General features: G+C 65.9%; 15 protein-coding genes and 1 pseudogene. 6 read left to right on the forward strand and 10 right to left on the reverse strand.

Annotated elements, in window-relative coordinates:
* Positions 1 to 20: 20 nt before the first annotated feature.
* On the reverse strand, positions 21 to 1,517 hold the full coding sequence (locus tag AAFN89_RS01435) for a CoA-acylating methylmalonate-semialdehyde dehydrogenase (RefSeq protein ID WP_347535135.1): 1,497 nt from the start codon (positions 1,515 to 1,517) through the stop codon (positions 21 to 23).
* A gap of 222 nt (positions 1,518 to 1,739) precedes the next feature.
* On the opposite strand from AAFN89_RS01435, the gene AAFN89_RS01440 reads away from it, so the two are divergent.
* Entirely contained in the window at positions 1,740 to 2,474 is a 735-nt protein-coding gene (locus tag AAFN89_RS01440) for a hypothetical protein (RefSeq protein ID WP_347535137.1), read from the forward strand.
* A gap of 1 nt (position 2,475) precedes the next feature.
* On the opposite strand, the gene AAFN89_RS01445 is transcribed toward AAFN89_RS01440, so the two are convergent.
* From AAFN89_RS01445 to AAFN89_RS01455, 3 genes are read right to left on the reverse strand one after another with little or no spacing between them, the layout of a single operon-like run.
* On the reverse strand, positions 2,476 to 2,820 hold the full coding sequence (locus tag AAFN89_RS01445; RefSeq protein ID WP_347535139.1) for a YdbL family protein: 345 nt from the start codon (positions 2,818 to 2,820) through the stop codon (positions 2,476 to 2,478).
* 7 nt (positions 2,821 to 2,827) lie between these two features.
* Positions 2,828 to 3,049 carry a YnbE family lipoprotein gene (locus tag AAFN89_RS01450; protein WP_347535141.1) on the reverse strand — a complete coding sequence of 74 codons (222 nt, stop codon included), beginning with the start codon at positions 3,047 to 3,049 and terminating at the stop codon, positions 2,828 to 2,830.
* Positions 3,030 to 5,801 carry a YdbH domain-containing protein gene (locus AAFN89_RS01455; RefSeq protein ID WP_347535143.1) on the reverse strand — a complete coding sequence of 924 codons (2,772 nt, stop codon included), beginning with the start codon at positions 5,799 to 5,801 and terminating at the stop codon, positions 3,030 to 3,032. The genes AAFN89_RS01450 and AAFN89_RS01455 overlap by 20 nt, the downstream gene beginning before the upstream one ends.
* A gap of 93 nt (positions 5,802 to 5,894) precedes the next feature.
* Between AAFN89_RS01455 and glpD the strand changes: the two genes are divergently transcribed.
* On the forward strand, positions 5,895 to 7,433 hold the full coding sequence (gene glpD, locus AAFN89_RS01460) for a glycerol-3-phosphate dehydrogenase (RefSeq protein ID WP_347535145.1): 1,539 nt from the start codon (positions 5,895 to 5,897) through the stop codon (positions 7,431 to 7,433).
* Here glpD and xdhC read toward each other — a convergent pair.
* From xdhC to xdhA, 3 genes are read right to left on the reverse strand one after another with little or no spacing between them, the layout of a single operon-like run.
* Positions 7,406 to 8,206 carry a xanthine dehydrogenase accessory protein XdhC gene (gene xdhC / locus AAFN89_RS01465; RefSeq protein WP_347535147.1) on the reverse strand — a complete coding sequence of 267 codons (801 nt, stop codon included), beginning with the start codon at positions 8,204 to 8,206 and terminating at the stop codon, positions 7,406 to 7,408. The two genes, glpD and xdhC, sit on opposite strands and share 28 nt — an antisense overlap.
* Positions 8,203 to 10,554, reverse strand: coding sequence for a xanthine dehydrogenase molybdopterin binding subunit (gene xdhB / locus AAFN89_RS01470; RefSeq protein ID WP_347535149.1), 2,352 nt, complete (start codon positions 10,552 to 10,554; stop codon positions 8,203 to 8,205). Before xdhB ends, xdhC begins: the two co-directional genes overlap by 4 nt.
* The gene (xdhA, locus tag AAFN89_RS01475) at positions 10,547 to 11,995 is read right to left on the reverse strand and encodes a xanthine dehydrogenase small subunit (protein ID WP_347535151.1); all 1,449 of its coding nucleotides are present in this window, start codon (positions 11,993 to 11,995) and stop codon (positions 10,547 to 10,549) included. The genes xdhB and xdhA overlap by 8 nt, the downstream gene beginning before the upstream one ends.
* Before the next feature lie 104 nt (positions 11,996 to 12,099).
* Here xdhA and uraD point away from each other — a divergent pair.
* A pseudogene (uraD, locus tag AAFN89_RS01480) lies at positions 12,100 to 12,585 on the forward strand (2-oxo-4-hydroxy-4-carboxy-5-ureidoimidazoline decarboxylase); the annotation flags it as partial.
* Positions 12,586 to 12,696: 111 nt separating this feature from the next.
* Positions 12,697 to 12,996 carry a hydroxyisourate hydrolase gene (gene uraH, locus AAFN89_RS01485; protein ID WP_347535515.1) on the forward strand — a complete coding sequence of 100 codons (300 nt, stop codon included), beginning with the start codon at positions 12,697 to 12,699 and terminating at the stop codon, positions 12,994 to 12,996.
* Here the strand turns inward: uraH and pdxY are convergent.
* The gene (gene pdxY / locus AAFN89_RS01490; RefSeq protein WP_347535153.1) at positions 12,976 to 13,857 is read right to left on the reverse strand and encodes a pyridoxal kinase PdxY; all 882 of its coding nucleotides are present in this window, start codon (positions 13,855 to 13,857) and stop codon (positions 12,976 to 12,978) included. The genes uraH and pdxY overlap by 21 nt on opposite strands.
* Before the next feature lie 17 nt (positions 13,858 to 13,874).
* Positions 13,875 to 15,257: a PLP-dependent aminotransferase family protein gene (locus tag AAFN89_RS01495; protein WP_347535154.1), complete on the reverse strand. Its 1,383-nt coding sequence runs from the start codon at positions 15,255 to 15,257 to the stop codon at positions 13,875 to 13,877.
* A 181-nt stretch (positions 15,258 to 15,438) separates the two neighbouring features.
* Between AAFN89_RS01495 and AAFN89_RS01500 the strand changes: the two genes are divergently transcribed.
* Positions 15,439 to 16,197 carry an SDR family NAD(P)-dependent oxidoreductase gene (locus tag AAFN89_RS01500; protein ID WP_347535156.1) on the forward strand — a complete coding sequence of 253 codons (759 nt, stop codon included), beginning with the start codon at positions 15,439 to 15,441 and terminating at the stop codon, positions 16,195 to 16,197.
* 43 nt (positions 16,198 to 16,240) lie between these two features.
* Complete coding sequence (locus tag AAFN89_RS01505) at positions 16,241 to 17,089, forward strand: fumarylacetoacetate hydrolase family protein (RefSeq protein WP_347535158.1); 849 nt, start codon at positions 16,241 to 16,243, stop codon at positions 17,087 to 17,089.
* Between the two features lie 20 nt (positions 17,090 to 17,109).
* On the opposite strand, the gene AAFN89_RS01510 is transcribed toward AAFN89_RS01505, so the two are convergent.
* Entirely contained in the window at positions 17,110 to 17,850 is a 741-nt protein-coding gene (locus AAFN89_RS01510) for an SDR family oxidoreductase (protein ID WP_347535160.1), read from the reverse strand.
* Between the last annotated feature and the right edge of the window lie 8 nt (positions 17,851 to 17,858).

A 17,858-nucleotide genomic window follows, 5' to 3' on the forward strand; every position in this document is an offset into this window, starting at 1 on the left:
GTCCGCGCCGCCCGGCCTCCTCAGCGCATCACTGGAAAGGCGAACTCCGCGCCGCCGGTCATGCCGGTCAGCCAGCGGGAGGTGATGGTCTTCAGCTTGGTGTAGAAGCGCACCGCGTCCATGCCGTACATCCCGTGGTCGCCGAAGGCCGACCGCTTCCAGCCGCCGAAGGAATGGAACGCCATCGGCACCGGAATCGGGATGTTCACGCCGACCATGCCGATATTGCAGTTCGACGCGAAGGCGCGGGCGGCGTCGCCATCCTGGGTGTAGATCGAGGTGCCGTTGCCGTACTCATGGTCGTTCACCAGCTTGAGAGCGCTCTTGAAGTCCGGCGCGCGAACGACCGATAGCACCGGCCCGAAGATCTCCTCACGGTAGATCCGCATGTCCGGCGTTACCTGGTCGAACAGGGTCCCGCCCATGAAATGGCCGTTCTCATAACCCTGGAGGTGCAGGTTGCGGCCATCTACGACCAGCTTCGCTCCCTCTTCGACGCCCAGATCGACATAGCCGGAGACCTTCTCCAGATGCTGCTTCGTGACCAGCGGTCCCATCTGGGAATCCGGATCCATGCCCGGCCCGACCTTCAGCGCCCGGACCTTCGGCTCCAGCGCGTCGATCAGCCGGTCGCCCGCGTCGCCCACCGCGACGGCGACGGAGATCGCCATGCAGCGTTCGCCCGCCGCGCCGTAGCCTGCGCCCATCAGGGCGTCGCTCGCCTTCTCGATGTTCGCGTCGGGCATGACCACCATGTGGTTCTTTGCGCCGCACAGCGCCTGCACGCGCTTCCCATGCGCCGCCGCGGTGGAATAGATGTATTCGCCGATCGCGGTCGACCCGACGAAGCTGACGGCGCCGACGCGCGGGTCGGTCAGCAGCGTGTCGACGGCTTCCTTGTCGCCGTTGACCACATTCAGCACCCCCTTGGGCCCGCCGGCTTCCATGAACAGTTCGGCCAGCCGAAGCGGCGCGCTGGGATCCTTCTCCGAAGGCTTCAGGATGAAGGTGTTGCCGCAGGCGATGGCCATCGGGAACATCCACAGCGGCACCATCGCCGGGAAGTTGAACGGCGTGATGCCGACGCAGACGCCGACCGGCTGGCGCATGGAATAGCTGTCGATGTTGGTGCCGACGCTTTCGGTGAACTCGCCCTTCAGCAGGTGCGGAATGCCGCAGGCGAACTCCACGACCTCGAGCCCGCGCTGGACCTCGCCCCTGGCGTCGTCCAGAACCTTGCCATGCTCGTTGACCAACATCTCCGCGAGTTCGTCGACATGCTGCTCCAGAAGCTGCTTGTAGCGGAACATCACCCGAGCCCGCGTCAGCGGCGGCGTCGCGGCCCAGCCCGGCAGGGCGTCCTGGGCAGCCTGGATGGCTTCCTCGACCTCGGCCTTCGACGCCAGCGCTACCTGAGCGGAAACCTCCCCCGTCGCCGGGTTGAAGACATCGCCCTGTCGGCCGCTTCGTCCCTTGACGATCTTGCCGGCAATGAAATGATCGATTGAGCCGACCATGTATTCCTCCGTTTGTCGGCGCCTTCCTGCTGGCGCTCCCTATTGATGACGCACCTTAGCAAGGCCGCGACAGCCCGTACAATGTCCCCAGCCGCGTGAAGGCGGCAGATCGTTCCGCGGCCACAAGATTGTCTTACTTGCCCCCTAGGAGCGACCGGGCACCTCGGATAAAGTGCGCCGCTCGCTCCGAAATCCCGTCTTTCGCATAAAAGCTTTCTGTCCATGACGCTCGGTCTCTACGATCCCGACCGCCGCTATCGCCGCCGCGTATGGGGCGCGATCATTCGAATCGGCTTCTATGTCGTGACGATCGGCGTCGCCTCGGTCTTCGCCTATCAGATCGGTGTGGAGCAGTCGAAGAACCGGGAAGAACAGCTTGCCGCCCGCGTCTCGGCGCTGGAGTCAGCCCGTCAGACGCTGGAGCAGAATGCGATCCGGCTGGAGGCCGCCGCCCAGACCGCTCAGATCCAGTACCGGGACCTTCTGACCCGGTTCGAGCAGGAGGTGCCCCGTGGCGATTTGAGGGTCCTGTCCCAGCTTGTGGCGACCCGGTTGCAGGAAGGCGTCGCGCCGGAGCGGCTGGCCTTCTTCATCAACGCCGCCGATCAGGTTCGCGACTGTGCGCCGGCGGACACCAAGCGCTTCATCCTGCCGACGCCGATCTATCAGGGGCCGAACACGGCAGTCGGTTTCGCCGATGGCCGTATCACGGTCAGCGGAATGGGCGCCAACGCGACCGGCGAGGACGGCGCGCCGCTCGGCTGGTTCGATCCGACCCAGGACGTGAAGATCACCTTCACGCTTGTCGGTGGAGAGCAGTCGGAAGTTTCCGGGGCGATGCCGCTCTACCATTCCGTCGTGCTGGGCGACCGGGAGTTCCGTTTCACGATCACGCAGGGGGAGCGGAGCTTCGTGGAGGTCACGGCGGACAATTGCGCCCTGCCCGGCCAGGGCTAGGTCATTTCCGGACCCATTCTCCGCTGGCGTTCATGATGTATTCGCCCGGTGCAGCGCGGCTGATGAGCTGCGCACCCGCCCGTTGCTCCACGGCCTCTACGGGCACGCCGTTGCCGGCCGCGATATCCCGGTAGCTCTGCCGGCGCTCCGCATTGATGCGGTCGACCGCATCCTCGGCATCGGCATCCAGACGGACAAGCCCCACATAGCCGTTCGGCATCTCGCCCACCAGGCCCTGCCGTTTCAACTCGTCCAGGCTCTGCGCCCGCGCCGGCCATGGGACCATCGACACCACGGCGCCCGCGACGACCAGGCCCAGAAATCCACGTCTGCTGATGCTTGTCATGGCGTCCTCAGAAGATGTCGCTGTTTTCCGCGAAGGCGTCTTCCAGATCGCGATCAATCTTTACCCGGACTTCCTGTTCGATCCGGACGTTCAGGTTGATCTCGATCGGTTCATCTGGCGGTTCGACGCGCACGGTCGGCGTGCAGGCGGCCGCGATTCCGCCGAGCACAAGAAGCGCCGCGACGCCGGCTCGGCCGTTCCCGCCCCCTTCAGTCAGCTTGGCTATCATCCGTCCTCACGCCGTCGAAACGGTTGCGATACAGCTCCTCAAGCTGTTCCCCGAAATTGGCGGTTTCGAGGCTTTGTTGAAGTATTTCGTTGAGTGCGCCGGAAAGGTTGAGATTGAGCGCGATCGGATAGCCGTCATAGAGGGCCGGGTTCGCGCCGTCGATCGACAGTTCCAGCGTCATATCGCCGTCGATCGGTCCGCTGATCCGTGCGGTCAGCGATTCATAGTGGAAATCGGCGAGCGCCAGCAGCAGCAGTTGGACGCCATCCGGCGAAGCGAGCGCGGGAGGCGTCTCCGGGGCGGCGGCGGGATTGTACCGGATGGTCCCCGGCTCGTCGGTTTCCAGGAACGCTCCATCGACCCGCACCGTCTCCCCGATCTCCAGCGGCACGGTTCCCGAGACGGAGCCGGTGACGGAGAAATTCTCCAGCGGAACCCCATCCAGAAGCTGCGGCAGGCTGGCGGAATCGAGAGTGAGCAATAGCCGCCAGGGTTCATCGTTCAGCGGTATGCGCGTCGGCGCAGCGCTCAATGTGCCTGCGGCCAGGTCGAAGCGCGCCGACTCCAGCTCGATTGCGCCGCTCTCCAGTATCGCGGCCTCTACGACCCCGTTCCCCAGTGGTAGGCCGACATCGATCCGGTCGATCGTGATCCGCTGCAGTCCTTCCGTCGTCAGCGGTGCCAGGGAGTCGAATGTCAGGATGGCGTCCAATCCGGAAATCGTGCCCTGATCCGTGGCGAAAGCCATCTCCGCGATTTCGATCTCGGTCGATGTCTCCACGCCGCCGCCCCATCGGAGACGAACCACGCCGTCGGCCGTTCCCGACACTTCTCGAACGCCCTCCGGCGCCATGGCCGACAAGTCGGAGGGCTGCATCCCCTCCGGCGAAAAGGTGATCTCACCGACATCCGCCGCCACATTCCCGTCGCCGGACGAGAGATCGTGCTGCAGCCGATAGGTAGCCGAGAGCACCCCCGCATCCAGTCTCCCCTCTCCGACGATCGCCCCTTCCTCGACGCTGAACGCTCCTTGAGCCGTCGCCGGTTCGATCCAGGGCGATAGGATACGTCCGGTCACTTCCGCGATGGCCGATTCCGGTTCGAACGGCGTGACGAAGGATGCGTCGACGCTGATCTCCTCCATCTCTATTCCAGCGTCAGCCAACGCGACCCGGCCACCCGCGGTCTCGATTGTCCACCGAAGCCGGTCTTTTTCCACGGCCGCCAGCCGGATCTCAGGGATTTCCGCGTCCAGGAGGCCGGGCCGGCTGATCCGGAGCCCTTCGTCCGTCCGCACCGAAAGGGCAGCCTCCACGATCCGCGCGTCCTTACCGATGCGGATGCCAAGGACTCGGCCGCCTCCCTCGCCCGATGCAAGGCATGCCTCGCCTGACAGCGTCGTCCCGGCAAGGGCGACGTCGTCCGTGATGATCGAGAGGCAGTCCGGGATGAACAGGGAGACTTCGCCCCCTTCCACCCTCGCCTCCAGATCGCCGGAGACTTCCGCCCGGCCTATGGAGATCGCGGCGACCTCGCCCTCGATCCAGCTATCGAGCGACAACTCCGCGCGCCAACCATTCTCGTCGCCCCGCGCATCGACCTGTGCCTCGGCCAGATCGATGTCGAGATCGCCCATGGCGATTCTCATCCCGGACAGCCGGCCGCCGAACCCATCGGTCCGCCTGTCCAGCGCGACGGTGCCGTGAATGTCGATCAGCGGCGGGGAATCGGGAGTTTCGGTCGGTCTCGCGGTGAAATCGACCCGGCCTTCGCCGCTCAAATCCAGAGCCCCGACCGTGGTCGAGAGGAGGCCATGGAAGTCCGTCCCTGCTCCTGTTGCAAAGGACGAAGCGACCGCCCAGCCCTCCGCCGCTATTTCCAGCGCATCGTCCGCGCCCAACCGGATATCCAGCGCCACATCACCTTGCCCGCCATAGGCGCGAACGGAGCCCCAGCCGGAGCCATCCTGCCGGCCGAACAGCAAGTCAGCCCGGTCGAAGGCGATGGCCGGCGTCACGATGCGCCCGGCCTCGATCGCGCCGGTGACCTCGATAGAGCCGCCCGCCGCGCCGCGCGCCGCGCCGCGCGCCGTCGCCCAGCCCGATGCGATCTCCGCCGAATAGCCGTCATGGTCCAGCCGTCCGTCCTCGACGGCGATGTCCGCCGTGAAGTTCCATTCCGGATCGACTGTCGCCGCGACGGAGAGGGTGAGTGCGCCATAGGCCGAGTCCGGACGGATGGCTCCCGCGATCCGATATCCTCCTTCCACCAGCCGTTCGACCGTCAGGTCCGCCGGTGCTTCGACCTCGCCATAGGGTGTTGAAATCTCAAGGATCGCCGAGGTGAAGGCCAACCTGTCGACCGGAAGGTCCGGCAGGCCCTGCGGTCCGTCATCTCCCGACGCTTCGGGAAGGCCGGCGATACGGACCCCTTCCCCGTCGACACGTACCGATAGCCGCAGCCCTTCGATCTCGACCTCGTCCAACCGGCGTTCACGCCACAAATCGGAGAGGCTGAACCGCCCTGTGATGCTATCGGCGCTCAGCCCCGTTTCGCCGCCCAGGCGGATGTCGGCAAGGCGAAAGCTATCGAGCCCCCAATCTTCGATCTCCAGCGACACGGGTTCGATTCCCGCCGCCCGAAGGCGCGCCGATATCCAAGCTTCCGCGATCATCGGCGCCACCAGCACGAGCCCAAACAGGATCGTTGTCACGGTGAGCGCCGCGCCGCCGATCCACTTGGCTGCGGACATGCGACGACTCACCGCCTGATCGCTTGATTATGTCCGTTTACGAACATCATTCGCCTGGGTTACTTTCGATTTCGAACACTGGGTACAGGACCAATGAGCAGCGATACATACGATCTTCTCATCGTCGGCGGCGGCATCAACGGCGCGGGTATCGCCCGTGACGCCTCCGGCCGGGGGTTGAAGGTCCTGCTATGCGAGCAGAGCGATCTCGCCAGCGCAACGTCTTCGGCATCCTCCAAGCTTATCCATGGCGGCCTCCGCTACCTGGAGCTCTACGAGTTCCGGCTGGTCCGCGAGGCGCTGGCGGAGCGGGAGGTGCTGTTGCGCGCCGCACCCCACATCATCCGTCCGCTGCGATTCGTGCTACCGCACAATAAGATTCTGCGTCCCGCCTGGATGATCCGGCTGGGGCTCTTCCTCTACGATCATCTGGGCGGCAAGCGCAGCCTGCCCGGGACCGTCGGTTTCGATTTGCGCCGGGAGCCGGAAGGCGCTCCGCTCAAGGACCGCATGACGAAAGGCTTCGCCTATTCCGACTGCTGGGTGGAGGACAGCCGGCTCGTGGTGCTGAACGCTATCGACGCCCAGGCCCGCGGCGCCGATATCCTGGTGCGGACGCGCTGCGTCTCCGCCCGCCGGGAAGAGGACCAATGGCGCGCTACCCTGCGCGATGAAACGACCGGCGCGGAGCGGGAGGTGACCGCGAAAATCCTCGTCAACGCCGCCGGCCCCTGGGTCGACAGCTTCCTGAAGAATGTCGCGGGGCGCGATTGCAAGGCCAGCCTGAAGCTGGTCAAGGGCAGCCACATCATCGTCCCTCGCCTTTATGAGGGAGAACACGCCTATATCCTGCAGAACGCCGACCGCCGGGTAATCTTCGCCATCCCCTATGAAGACTTCACCCTGATCGGCACCACCGATATCGTCTATGAGGGCGATCCGGGAAAGGTCGCGATTTCCGAAGAGGAGATCCGCTATCTCTGCGACGCGGTCGGCCGCTACTTCGACAAGCCGGTGTCGCCGGACGAGATCGTCTCAAGCTATTCCGGCGTCCGGCCACTCTATGACGACCGGCAGGACAATCCATCGGCCGTCACCCGAGACTATGTGTTCGACGTGGAAGCTCCCGGCGGGGACGCTCCGCTGCTCTCGATCTATGGCGGCAAGATCACGACCTACCGGAAGCTCGCCGAACATGCGCTGGAGAAACTCTCCCCGCACCTGCCAGCGTTGAAGCCGGCCTGGACAGCGGCTGAGCCTCTTCCCGGAGGCGATGTCCCCGACCGCGACATCGACCGCTTCCTGGCCGGGCTGCGAAGCGCCTTCCCCTGCCTGCCGGAAGATCTGGCGAAGCGTTACTGCCGCCTCTACGGCACGCTCTGCCATCGCTTCCTGGATGGCGTGGTGAGCATGGATGATCTCGGCATCCATTTCGGCGCCTCGCTTTATGAAAGGGAGGTGCGGTATCTGGTCGACCATGAATGGGCCCGCACCGCCGAGGACGTTCTCTGGCGTCGGACCAGGCTGGGCCTGACCATGCCGGAGGAAGGCCGCGTCCGGCTCGAAGCATGGCTTGCGGGCCGCTTCTCCGACAGCGCGGCGGGCTACGGAATGTCGAAAGCCTCGGCCTGACCGGATCGCGCGGTTTCATCCGTGGGAAGGGATAGGATCTGCGCGGCGACGGAGATGGCGATTTCCGCCGGATGCTTGCCGCCGACGCCGGGCAAACCAATCGGGCAGGTCAGCCGGCCGGAATCCAGCCCCCGCGCCGTCAGCCGCTTCTCGAACCGCGCCCGTTTTGTGGCGGACCCGATCAGCCCCAGAAAGCCGAATGTTCCCCGCTCCAGCGCCGCCTCCACCAGCCGGTAATCGAGATCATGGCTGTGGGTCATGACGAGGATCAACGCCCCGGCAGGCGCGGCCGCGACCTCCGCTTCAGGGATCGAGGTCACGGTGACGGCAACAGTCCCCGGCGCGGCGGCCGGGAATTCATCCTCCCTGGAATCGATCCAACGCACCCGGAGCGGCGTCCCGTCCAGCACCCGCACCAACGCCCGGCCGACATGGCCCGCGCCAAACAGCACCAGCGTCCGGGAGGGTGGCGTGACCGGCTCGAACATCAGGGAACAATGACCGCCGCAACATTGCCCCAGCGCCGGCCCCAGCGGGAATTCCCGTAAGGACGGCAGGTCGCGCCCTTCGGCGAGGAAGCGCCGCGCCGTCTCCAGCGCCTTCTGTTCCAGCGCACCACCGCCGATCGATCCGGCGAAGCGGTCGGGGAAGACGGCCATCTTCGTTCCCGCCGGCCTAGGGGTCGACCCGCGCGCCTCCACAATCGTGACCAGCACGCAAGCCTCGCCAGTCTCCCGCGCCGCAGCCAGTGTATCCAGCCAATCCTCCGTCATGGCCGCCTGCCTCTCACCTCCTCCACCGCCGCCAGCACCCGCTCCGGCGTCGCCGGCGTATCGAGGTGGGGAACCATCTTATGGTCAGCGGCTGCGGCGACGGCATCCTTGATCGCCAGATATGCCGATATCGCGAGCATCAGCGGCGGTTCGCCCACGGCCTTGGATTTGTGGACCGTGTCCTCCCGGTTGGGCGCGTCGGTCAGCAGTTCGACCCGAAAATCCTTCGGCACGTCGCGCGCCGTCGGAATCTTGTAGGTCGAAGGGGCGTGCGTCCGCAGCCTGCCCTCCTCGTCCCACCAGAGCTCCTCCGTCGTCAGCCAGCCGACGCCCTGGACGTAGCCGCCCTCCACCTGTCCTCGGTCGATGGCCGGGTTCACCGACCGGCCGCAATCATGGAGGATATCGGTGCGTAGCAGCCGGTATTCGCCTGTCAGCGTGTCGATCGCGACCTCCGTCACCGCCGCGCCATAGGCGTAGTAGAGGAAGGGCCGGCCGCGCGCCTTGGCGCGGTCCCACCAGATCTTCGGCGTCTTGTAGAAGCCGGTCGCCGAAAGCTGCACGCGGTGCATGTAGGCCAGCTTCGCCAGCGCGGCGAACGGCATTTCCCGATCGTCGAACGTTACCTTGCCGCCCGCGAAGATGACGCTGGCGGGATCGCAGCCGAATTGGCCTGCCAGGAAGTCGATCAACCGGTTCCGGATGGTCCGGGCGGCGTCCAGCGCGGCGAAGCCGTTGAGATCCGTGCCGGACGATGCGGCCGTCGGGGACGTGTTCGGCACCTTGCCTGTCGTCGTGGCTGTGATTCTCACGCTCTCCAGCGGAACGCTGAAGGCGTCGGCGACGATCTGGGCGACCTTGATGTAGACGCCCTGCCCCATCTCCGTCCCGCCATGGTTAAGCTGGATCGACCCGTCCTGATAGAGATGGATCAGCGCGCCCGCCTGGTTCAGGTGCGTTACGGTAAAGGAGATGCCGAACTTCACCGGCGTCAGCGCCATGCCGCGCTTGAAGACCGGGCTGCCGGCGTTGAACGCGTCGATCGCGCGGCGCCGGGCCTGGTAATCGCTGCTCTTCTCCAGCCGGTCGATCAGGTCCGGCGCGATATTGTCCTCCACCCGCTGATGGTAATGGGTGAGGTTGCGGTCGGCAGTGCCGTAGAGGTTCCGGCGGCGGACGTCCAGCGGGTCCAGCCCCAGGATTCGCGCCACCTCGTCCAGCACATGCTCGATAGCCACCATGCCCTGCGGGCCGCCAAACCCTCGGAAGGCGGTATTGCTGACCGTGTTGGTCCTGCAGCGATGCCCGGTGATCCGGGCGTCGCCCAGGAAATAGCAATTGTCGGCGTGGAACATCGCCCGATCGACGACGGCGTTGGACAGGTCCGGCGACATGCCGCAGCGCGCCGCCAGATCCATTTCGATACCGCACAGCCGGCCCTCATCATCGAAACCGACATCGTAGCGGATAAAGAAATCGTGCCGCTTGCCCGTGATGACCATGTCGTCGTCGCGGTCTAGCCGCAGCTTGACCGGCCGTCCGGTGCAGGCTGCCAGCAACGACGCCAGGCAGGCGATCAGTGCGGGCTGCGTCTCCTTGCCGCCAAAGCCGCCGCCCATCCGCCGCACCTCGACCGTCACCGCATGGTCCGGGCGGCCCAGCACCCTGGCGATCAGATGCTGGACCTCCGACGGGTGCTGGGTGGAGGAATGGCAGAGAATGTCGCCATCCTCGCCCGGCAGGGCGTAGGCGATCTGTCCTTCCAGATAGAAATGATCCTGGCCGCCGATGGTCAGCGTTCCCTGTCGCCGCCGGGGCGCCCGGGCCAGCGCGGCGGCGCTGTCGCCGATCCTCATCGTCAGGCTAGGCGACACGAAGGAGCCCGCCTCCAGCGCCTCCTCCGCCGTCAGGATCGCAGGCAGTTCCTCATAAAGAATCCGGACCTTTCCGGCCGCCGCCCGCGCCTCCTCCAGCGTCTCCGCCGCCACGACTGCCACCGCCTGGCCGACATATTCGACCTTGTCGACCGCCAGCACGGGATCGCCCGGAAAGACAGGGCCGATATCGACCTCTCCCGGCACGTCTTCATAGGTCAGGACCGCGTGGACCCCCGGCATTCTCCGCGCCTCTTCGACCTCGATGCCGACGATCCGCGCACGGGCCTTTTCCGACGTGACGATGAACGCCATCAGCGTTCCCGCGCTCTCGGTGATGTCGTCCGTATAGATCGCTTCCCCGGTAACGTGCTTGATCGCGCTGTCATGGGGCAGCGGCCGGGTCACCAGCCCGGTCAGGGGTCTTACGGGCGGTTCTTCCAGGAGGGCTGCAGGAAGCCGGTCGTCAGCCATGAGTCACCTCATTCAGCCGCGCCGGTCCCTCGGCTGTCTCCAGATAGAAACGCATCAGCAGGTTCCGTGCGACCATTGATCGGTAGCGGTCGGACGCCCGCATGTCGCTCAGGGGCTGGAAATCGCGATCCAGCGCTGCCATGGACTCGGTGACGGTTTCCAGCGTCCAAGGCCGACCGATCAGCGTTTCTTCCACCGCGGTCGCTCGGCGCGGCGTTGCAGCCATCCCGCCATAGGCAGCGCGGAAGGCGGCGACCCTGCCTTCGTCGTCCAATTCCAGAAGGAACCCAACCGCGACGGCGGAAATATCCTGATCGATCCGCTTGGAGACTTTCCAGGTGGCGAAGCGCCGCCCGTCCGGCAGGAGCGGCACGATCAGCTTCTCGACGAACTCTCCTGCTTCCAGCGCCGTCTTGCGATAGTCGAGATAAAAATCCTCCAGCGCCGGTTCTCGCCGCTCTCCGCGACGATTGAGGACGATCCGCGCGCCGAGCGCGATTAGCGCCGGCATGCTGTCGCCGATCGGCGACCCGTTGGCGACATTGCCGCCCATGGTGCCGGAGTTGCGGATCTGCGCCGATCCCAGCCGGACGAGAAGGTCGCCGAAGGTCGGGAAGCGTGCCTCCACACAGGGCAATATATCGGCATAGGTCGCCCCCGCGCCGATATGAAGCGCCCCGCCGACTTCCTCCACGCGGGCCAGTTCCTTCACCCCGCCCAGATAGATGATTCGATCCAATTCCCGGTGCTGCTTGGTCACCCACAGCCCCACATCGGTGCCGCCGGCCAGCAGGCAGGCATCCGGATGGTCCGCCAGCAGGCCGCCCAGTTCCTCCATCGTGGCTGGAGCGTGGTATCCGTTCAGGAACAGGCTTCGCTCTCGCCGCAGGTCGCGCAGCCGAACTGCGGTCTCAGGCTCGGCCAGGGAGAATTGATCTATCCTGCCTCCTTCTGTCATCCTGCCGGCGGCTTCCAGGATCGGACGATATCCCGTGCAGCGGCAGAGATTTCCGGCCAGAGCCCGGCAGGCCATCTCGCGATGGATCTCCGCCTTTTCCTCATGGAACAGCGCGAAGAGGGACATCACGAATCCCGGCGTACAGAAGCCGCACTGGGAGCCATGGGCATCGACCATCGCCTTCTGAACCGGATGAAGAGAACCGTCGGAGGCTTTCAGATCCTCTACCGTGATGAGTTGCTTTCCGTCCAGCGTCGGCAGGAACAGAATGCAGGCGTTCACCGCCCGATAGCGGATGCTATCCCCTTCCGGCTCGCCCAGCACCACGGTGCAGGCGCCGCAATCTCCTTCGGCGCAGCCCTCCTTCGTCCCTGTCAGGCCCCTCCCCCGAAGGAAACCGAGGACCGTCATCGTCGGGTCGAAATCCGTCACCGTCTCGACCCGGCCGGCCTTCAGGAAACGAATGGTTCCGTCAGCGCTCATCCCGCCTCGCATGCTCGCGGCCCTGAAAGGGTCGCGCAACCCTGACCGATCGGTCAAGTTCGTTGCCGATTGAACGCCGGGGAGCGGCGGGATACCGTCTTCCTATGGTCAGCCTGGTCGAACTTAACCGCCTCTCCGCCGACAGATTCGCCCGCGCGCTTGCGGATATCTTCGAACATTCCCCCTGGGTGGCGGAGCGTGCGGCGAAGGCCCGTCCCTTCTCCAGCATCGGCGTGCTTCACGACATCATGGTCGCGATCGTTCGATCGGCCGGCGAGGATGAGCAGATGGAGCTGATCCGGGCTCACCCCGACCTTGCGGGCAAGGCTTCGCGAGCCGGTTCCCTCACCGCCTCCTCGGCCGGGGAGCAGACGGGCGCGGGCCTCGACCGGCTGAACGACGAAGAGTACGACCGCTTCGACCGGCTGAACCGCGCCTATCGCGACAGGTTCGGCTTCCCCTTCATCATCGCCGTCAAGGGGCTGACCGCCGGCGACATCCTGAACGCGTTCGAAAGGCGGCTGTCGCAGGATCCGTCATCGGAGAAGGAAACAGCGCTGGACCAGATCGCGCGCATCGCCCGCTTTCGGCTGGATGCGCTGATCGAACCTGAACCGTCATGGGGAGAGGCGGAAGCGCCCGTTAAGGGCCGCCTGACCACCCATGTTCTGGACACGGCCCATGGCCGGCCAGCCGCGCAGATGCGCATTACTCTCCGCCGCATCGACGATGACGGGGAGTCGAAGAGCCTGAAGGTGGTGCGGACGAACGGCGATGGACGGACTGACAGCCCTTTGCTGGAAGGCGATTCCCTCCAGCCCGGCTCCTATGAGCTGATCTTCGACGCCGGCGATTATTTCCGCGCAATCGGCCTCCACCTGCCCGACCCGCCCTTCCTGGACAGGGTGCCCATACGGTTCGGCGTCGCCGATCCGAAGGGGCATTACCATGTGCCGCTGCTGGTCAGCCCGTGGAGCTATTCAACCTACCGCGGAAGCTGAAGCGTCCTGCCGCTCCACCGCCCGCGCCCGGAAGCGTGAGGGCGGATGGGCGATCTCCTCCTGCGCGGGGATAAGCTGGATCTCCCGCGCTCCTTCCGCCGCCGTTCTCTCCAGCACGGCGAAGATGGAATTGGCGGTCTTCTCAAGCGCGCTCGCCGGCGACCTGTCGCGGAGATAGTGCGCAAGAAACAGCGCGGACGTGGCGTCGCCGGCTCCGCTGACGGATAGCGGCAGCAGCGGCGTTTCCAGCAGCCACGCTCCATCCTCCTGGACTGCCAGCATCTCGATCGTGTCGGCGGGCGCGTCCTCGCGCATCAGGCTGGTGACTACCACCAGCCGCGGCCCCAGCGCCAGCGCGGCCTTCGCCGCCGACAGCGCGTCGGCCAGCGTCGCGATCGTCCGTCCGGTCAGGAACTCCAGCTCGAACTGGTTGGGCGTGATGATGTCCGCCAGCGGCACGGCCCGGTCACGGATGAATTCCGGCAGGCCGGGCCGGACGAAGAACCCGCGCCCGACATCGCCCATCACCGGGTCGCAGCAATAGACGGCCTGCGGGTTGACCGCCTTCACCTTCGACACGGCATCGGTAATCACCTCGCCCAGCGACACGTCGCCCATATAGCCGCTCAACACCGCGTCGCAGGACGGCAGAACGCCCCGTTCCTCAATGCCGGCGATCACGTCGGCTATGTCCGCCGCCGGCAGCACCGGGCCGCGCCACTGGCCATAGCCGGTGTGGTTGCTGAAATGCACCGTGATGACCGGCCACACGCCGAAGCCCAGCCGCTGCAACGGGAAGACCGCCGCGCTGTTGCCGACATGGCCATAGGCGACGGAGGACTGGATGGACAGAATGTTCATGGGTGCGAAGGCTCCGATCAGGCGACGGCGAGACAGGGTTCGGGAGATTCCGCGAGCGTCCGGGTCAGGGTCGACAGGCCGCGCGCCAGTTCCTCCCGGTCCCTGGTCGCGCAGACCGTGACCCTGACGGCGTGCGGCGTCTCCATCCGGCCGGGAACGAACAGTTCCGTCGACGTCATCGACAGGCCCCTTCTTCTGCCGGCGGCAACCAGATCCTGCGCCCGCCACGGCTCCGGCAGCGACAGCCAGACATGGAAGCTGCCGGGGGACATCTGGTAGTCCAACCCATCCAGCATTTCGATCGCCACCTCGTGCCGCGCCTGCACCTCCTTCAGGATGCGCGCGGACAGGATGTTGGCAGTGCCGTCGCGGATCCAGCGGGACACGATCTCCGCCTCCACCGGCGGGGCCATCCAGTTGAGCGCCCGGCTGGCGGCGCTGAGCCGGCCGATCCGGTCCAGCGGCACCGCCGCGAAGCCCACGCGCAAACAAGGGGCGAGGCTCTTCGACGAGGTGGTGACATAGATCGACCTCTCAGGCGCGTAGACCGATATCGGCGCCGGCGCATCGGGCGCCACGAAGCCGTAGACATCATCCTCCACAATCGTGACCCCGTAGGTCCGCGCGATCGCCGCGATAGCCCGCCGCCGCTCGTCCGGCATCACCGCCGTGGTCGGGTTGTGGATGGTCGGCATGGTGTAGAGGATGCGCGCGCCGGAGGTCTTGCATGCGGCCTCGAACGCTTCGGGGATCATGCCGTGCCTGTCCATCGCCACCGGCTTGAGGCTGAGGCGCTGCAGGCTGGCCAGCGCGCGCACGCCCGACCAGGTCAGTTCCTCCACCAGAATGGAATCGCCCGGGTCGGTCAGCCCCATCAGTGCGGCGGCGATCGCGTGCTCCGCGCCGCTGGTCAGCAGGACCTGGTCCGCATCCACCCGCAGGCCGCGCTGGGCGATCCATTCCGCCCCGGCGACGCGATGTTCCCAGCGCCCAGTATGCGCCTGGTAGTTCATCAGCTGCGCCACATCATTGCTGCGCGACAATTCGGCCAGCGCCTGGGCAAATTCCGGCGCATTGAGATGGGAGGGCGGGCGATTGATCCCCAGTTCCAACGCGTGCGGGGTTCCTTCGCTCGGCATGTCCAGGGTGGCCGCCGATCGCGCGCCGGGCCTGACGAACGACCCGCGGCCGACTTCCCCGACCACCAGTCCCCGCCGCTCCGCCTCTGCATAGGCGCGGCTGACGGTGCCGACCGTGACGCTCAGCCGCCAGGCCAGGTCCCGGTGGGTCGGCAGCCGGTCACCCGCCAGCAGCCGGCCGGCATAGACATCCTCCGCCAGAGCGTCGGCGATGCGAAGATATTTCGGACCCGGCCGATCGTTCAGGGATGGAATCCACATTGTCTCTATTCCTTCGCCAATCGGGCGCGTCAATTTCTTCAAATGAATTGGTTCAAAACTCTAAACCTATGGCGTCAATCCGCAATGGAATGATTGCATCGATCCAATCCCGGCCGCACCGCCGCTTGAAAAGCGCCTTTCACCGGGGCAGGGTCAGGTCTCCTAAAAGAGGAAGGACAAGGTGACCGGCTTCGCCGACTATCCGAGCCTGCGGGGCAGGTCCGTGCTGATCACCGGCGGCGCGTCGGGGATCGGCGCGTCGATGGTCGCGGCCTTCGCCGCCCAAGGCGCGCGGGTCGGGTTCATCGATATCGATGACGGTGCGGCCGAGACCGTCCAGCAGGCCGCCAAAGGCTCCCGCCCGGCCTATCGCCGCGCCGACGTCACGGACATTCCCGCTCTCAAGGAAGCGATCGCAGAACTGGCGGCAGAGATCGGCGCCATCGACATCCTGATCAACAACGCCGCCGACGACAGCAGTCAGGCAACACCGTCGGTCACGCCCGATGACTGGAACGCCCGGCTGGCGGTCAATTTGAACCACCATTTCTTCGCCGCGCAGGCCATATCGCCGGGCATGAAGGCGGCCGGCGGCGGCGTCATCCTCAATGTCGGTTCCATCATCTGGCGGATAGGCCAAGCGGGGCGGCCGGCATACGCCACGGCGAAGGCCGCCATCGTCGGCCTCACGCGATCTCTCGCCCGCGAACTGGGCGGCGACAATATCAGGGTCAATTGCCTGATGCCGGGCGCCGTCCTGACCGAAAAGCAGAAGGCGATGTGGATGACGCCGGAATATGAGGCGACGGTTCTTGGCGCGCAATGCCTGAAAAGGCATATCATGCCGGACGAGGTGGCGCGGCTGGCGCTGTTCCTTGCCAGCGACGATTCGGCCGGCATCACCAGCCAGAATTTCATCATCGACGGCGGCTGGGTCTGACCCCGCCGCCGGCGCCCTCACCTTTTAGGGAGAAACCAGACCCATGCGTTTGCTGCGTTACGGAGAAGCCGGCCAGGAGCGTCCCGGACTGATCGATGCCGATGGAAAGCTGCGGGATCTGAGCGGCCATCTCGACGATATCGGGCCCGACGCCCTGTCGCCCGACAGCCTGTCGCGACTGGCGGCGCTGGATGTGGAGCAGTTGACGGTTGTGCCGGGAAATCCGCGCCTCGGCCCGCCGCTCACCGGCATCGGCAAGTTCCTCTGCATCGGGCTTAACTATTCCGACCATGCGGCGGAGACCGGGGCCACGGTGCCGCCGGAGCCGATCATCTTCATGAAGGCGACCAGCGCCATTCAGGGGCCGGACGATCCCGTCACCATCCCCAAGGGATCGGAGAAGACCGATTGGGAGGTCGAACTGGGGATCGTCATCGGCCGGCGCGCCCTCCATGTCTCGGAGGCGGACTCCCTCTCCCACGTTGCGGGCTACGTCGTCGTCAACGATTTGTCGGAACGGGACTTCCAGATGAACCGCTCCGGCCAATGGGTGAAGGGCAAGAGCTGCGACACGTTCGGCCCGATCGGGCCGTGGCTGGTGACGCGGGACGAGGTGGTGGACCCGCAGGATCTGAAGCTGTGGCTGGAGGTCGATGGAAGGCGCTATCAGGACGGCTCCACACGTACGATGGTCTTCGGCGTTGCCCACCTTGTCAGCTATCTCAGCCAGTTCATGAGCCTGATGCCGGGCGACATCATCTCCACCGGCACGCCTCCGGGCGTCGGCATGGGGCAGAAGCCGCCGGTCTACCTCAAGCCCGGCCAGGAGATGCGCCTTGGCATCGAGGGGCTTGGCGAACAGCGCCAGAAGACCGTCGCCTTCCCCGGATGAAGCCTCCGGATGAGGCGCGGTTACATCGACCAGCCGCCGTCGATCACGACGGCGGACGCGGTCGTGTAGGCGGATTCATCGGAGGCCAGGTAGACGGCCAGATGCGCGATCTCCTCCGCCGTGCCCAGCCTGCCCATCGGCTGGCGGGCTATGAAGGCGGCCCGCGCCTTCTCCACGTCGCCCTGGGCCGCGATCCGGCCTTGCAGCGACGGCGTCTCCACGGTGCCGGGGCAGATGGCGTTGCAGCGGATGCCCTTGCCGACGAAATCCGCCGCCACGGCCTTGGTCAGCGCGATCACAGCGCCCTTGGTCGTGCCGTAGACGAAGCGGTTGGGCGCGCCCTTGATGCTGGAGGCGACGGAGGACATGTTGACGATGCTGCCCCCGCCGCGCGCGATCATGCCCGGCAGGAACGCCCGGATCATCCGGTACATCGACTTGACATTGAGGTCGTTGGAGAAATCCCATGCCGCCTCGTCGCAATCCAGGATCGTGCCGTGATGGACGAAACCGGCGCAGTTGAACAGGATGTCGATATCGCCATGGCGCTCGGCCATGGCCGCGATGGAGGCGGCATCTGTCACGTCCAGCACCCCAGTCACGACACCCGGCACGGCGTTGAGATCGGCCAGCTTCGCCTCGTTGATGTCCGTCGCGACCACGCGGGCGCCCTCGTCAGCAAAGGCCCGCGCCGTCGCGGCGCCGATGCCCTGCCCCGCGGCCGTGACCAGCGCCTTCTTCCCCTTCAACCTGTCGCCCATGGTGCCTC

The sequence above is a fragment of the Inquilinus sp. CAU 1745 genome (genome assembly GCF_039839375.1).
Taxonomy (GTDB): Bacteria; Pseudomonadota; Alphaproteobacteria; order DSM-16000; family Inquilinaceae; genus JBDOQU01.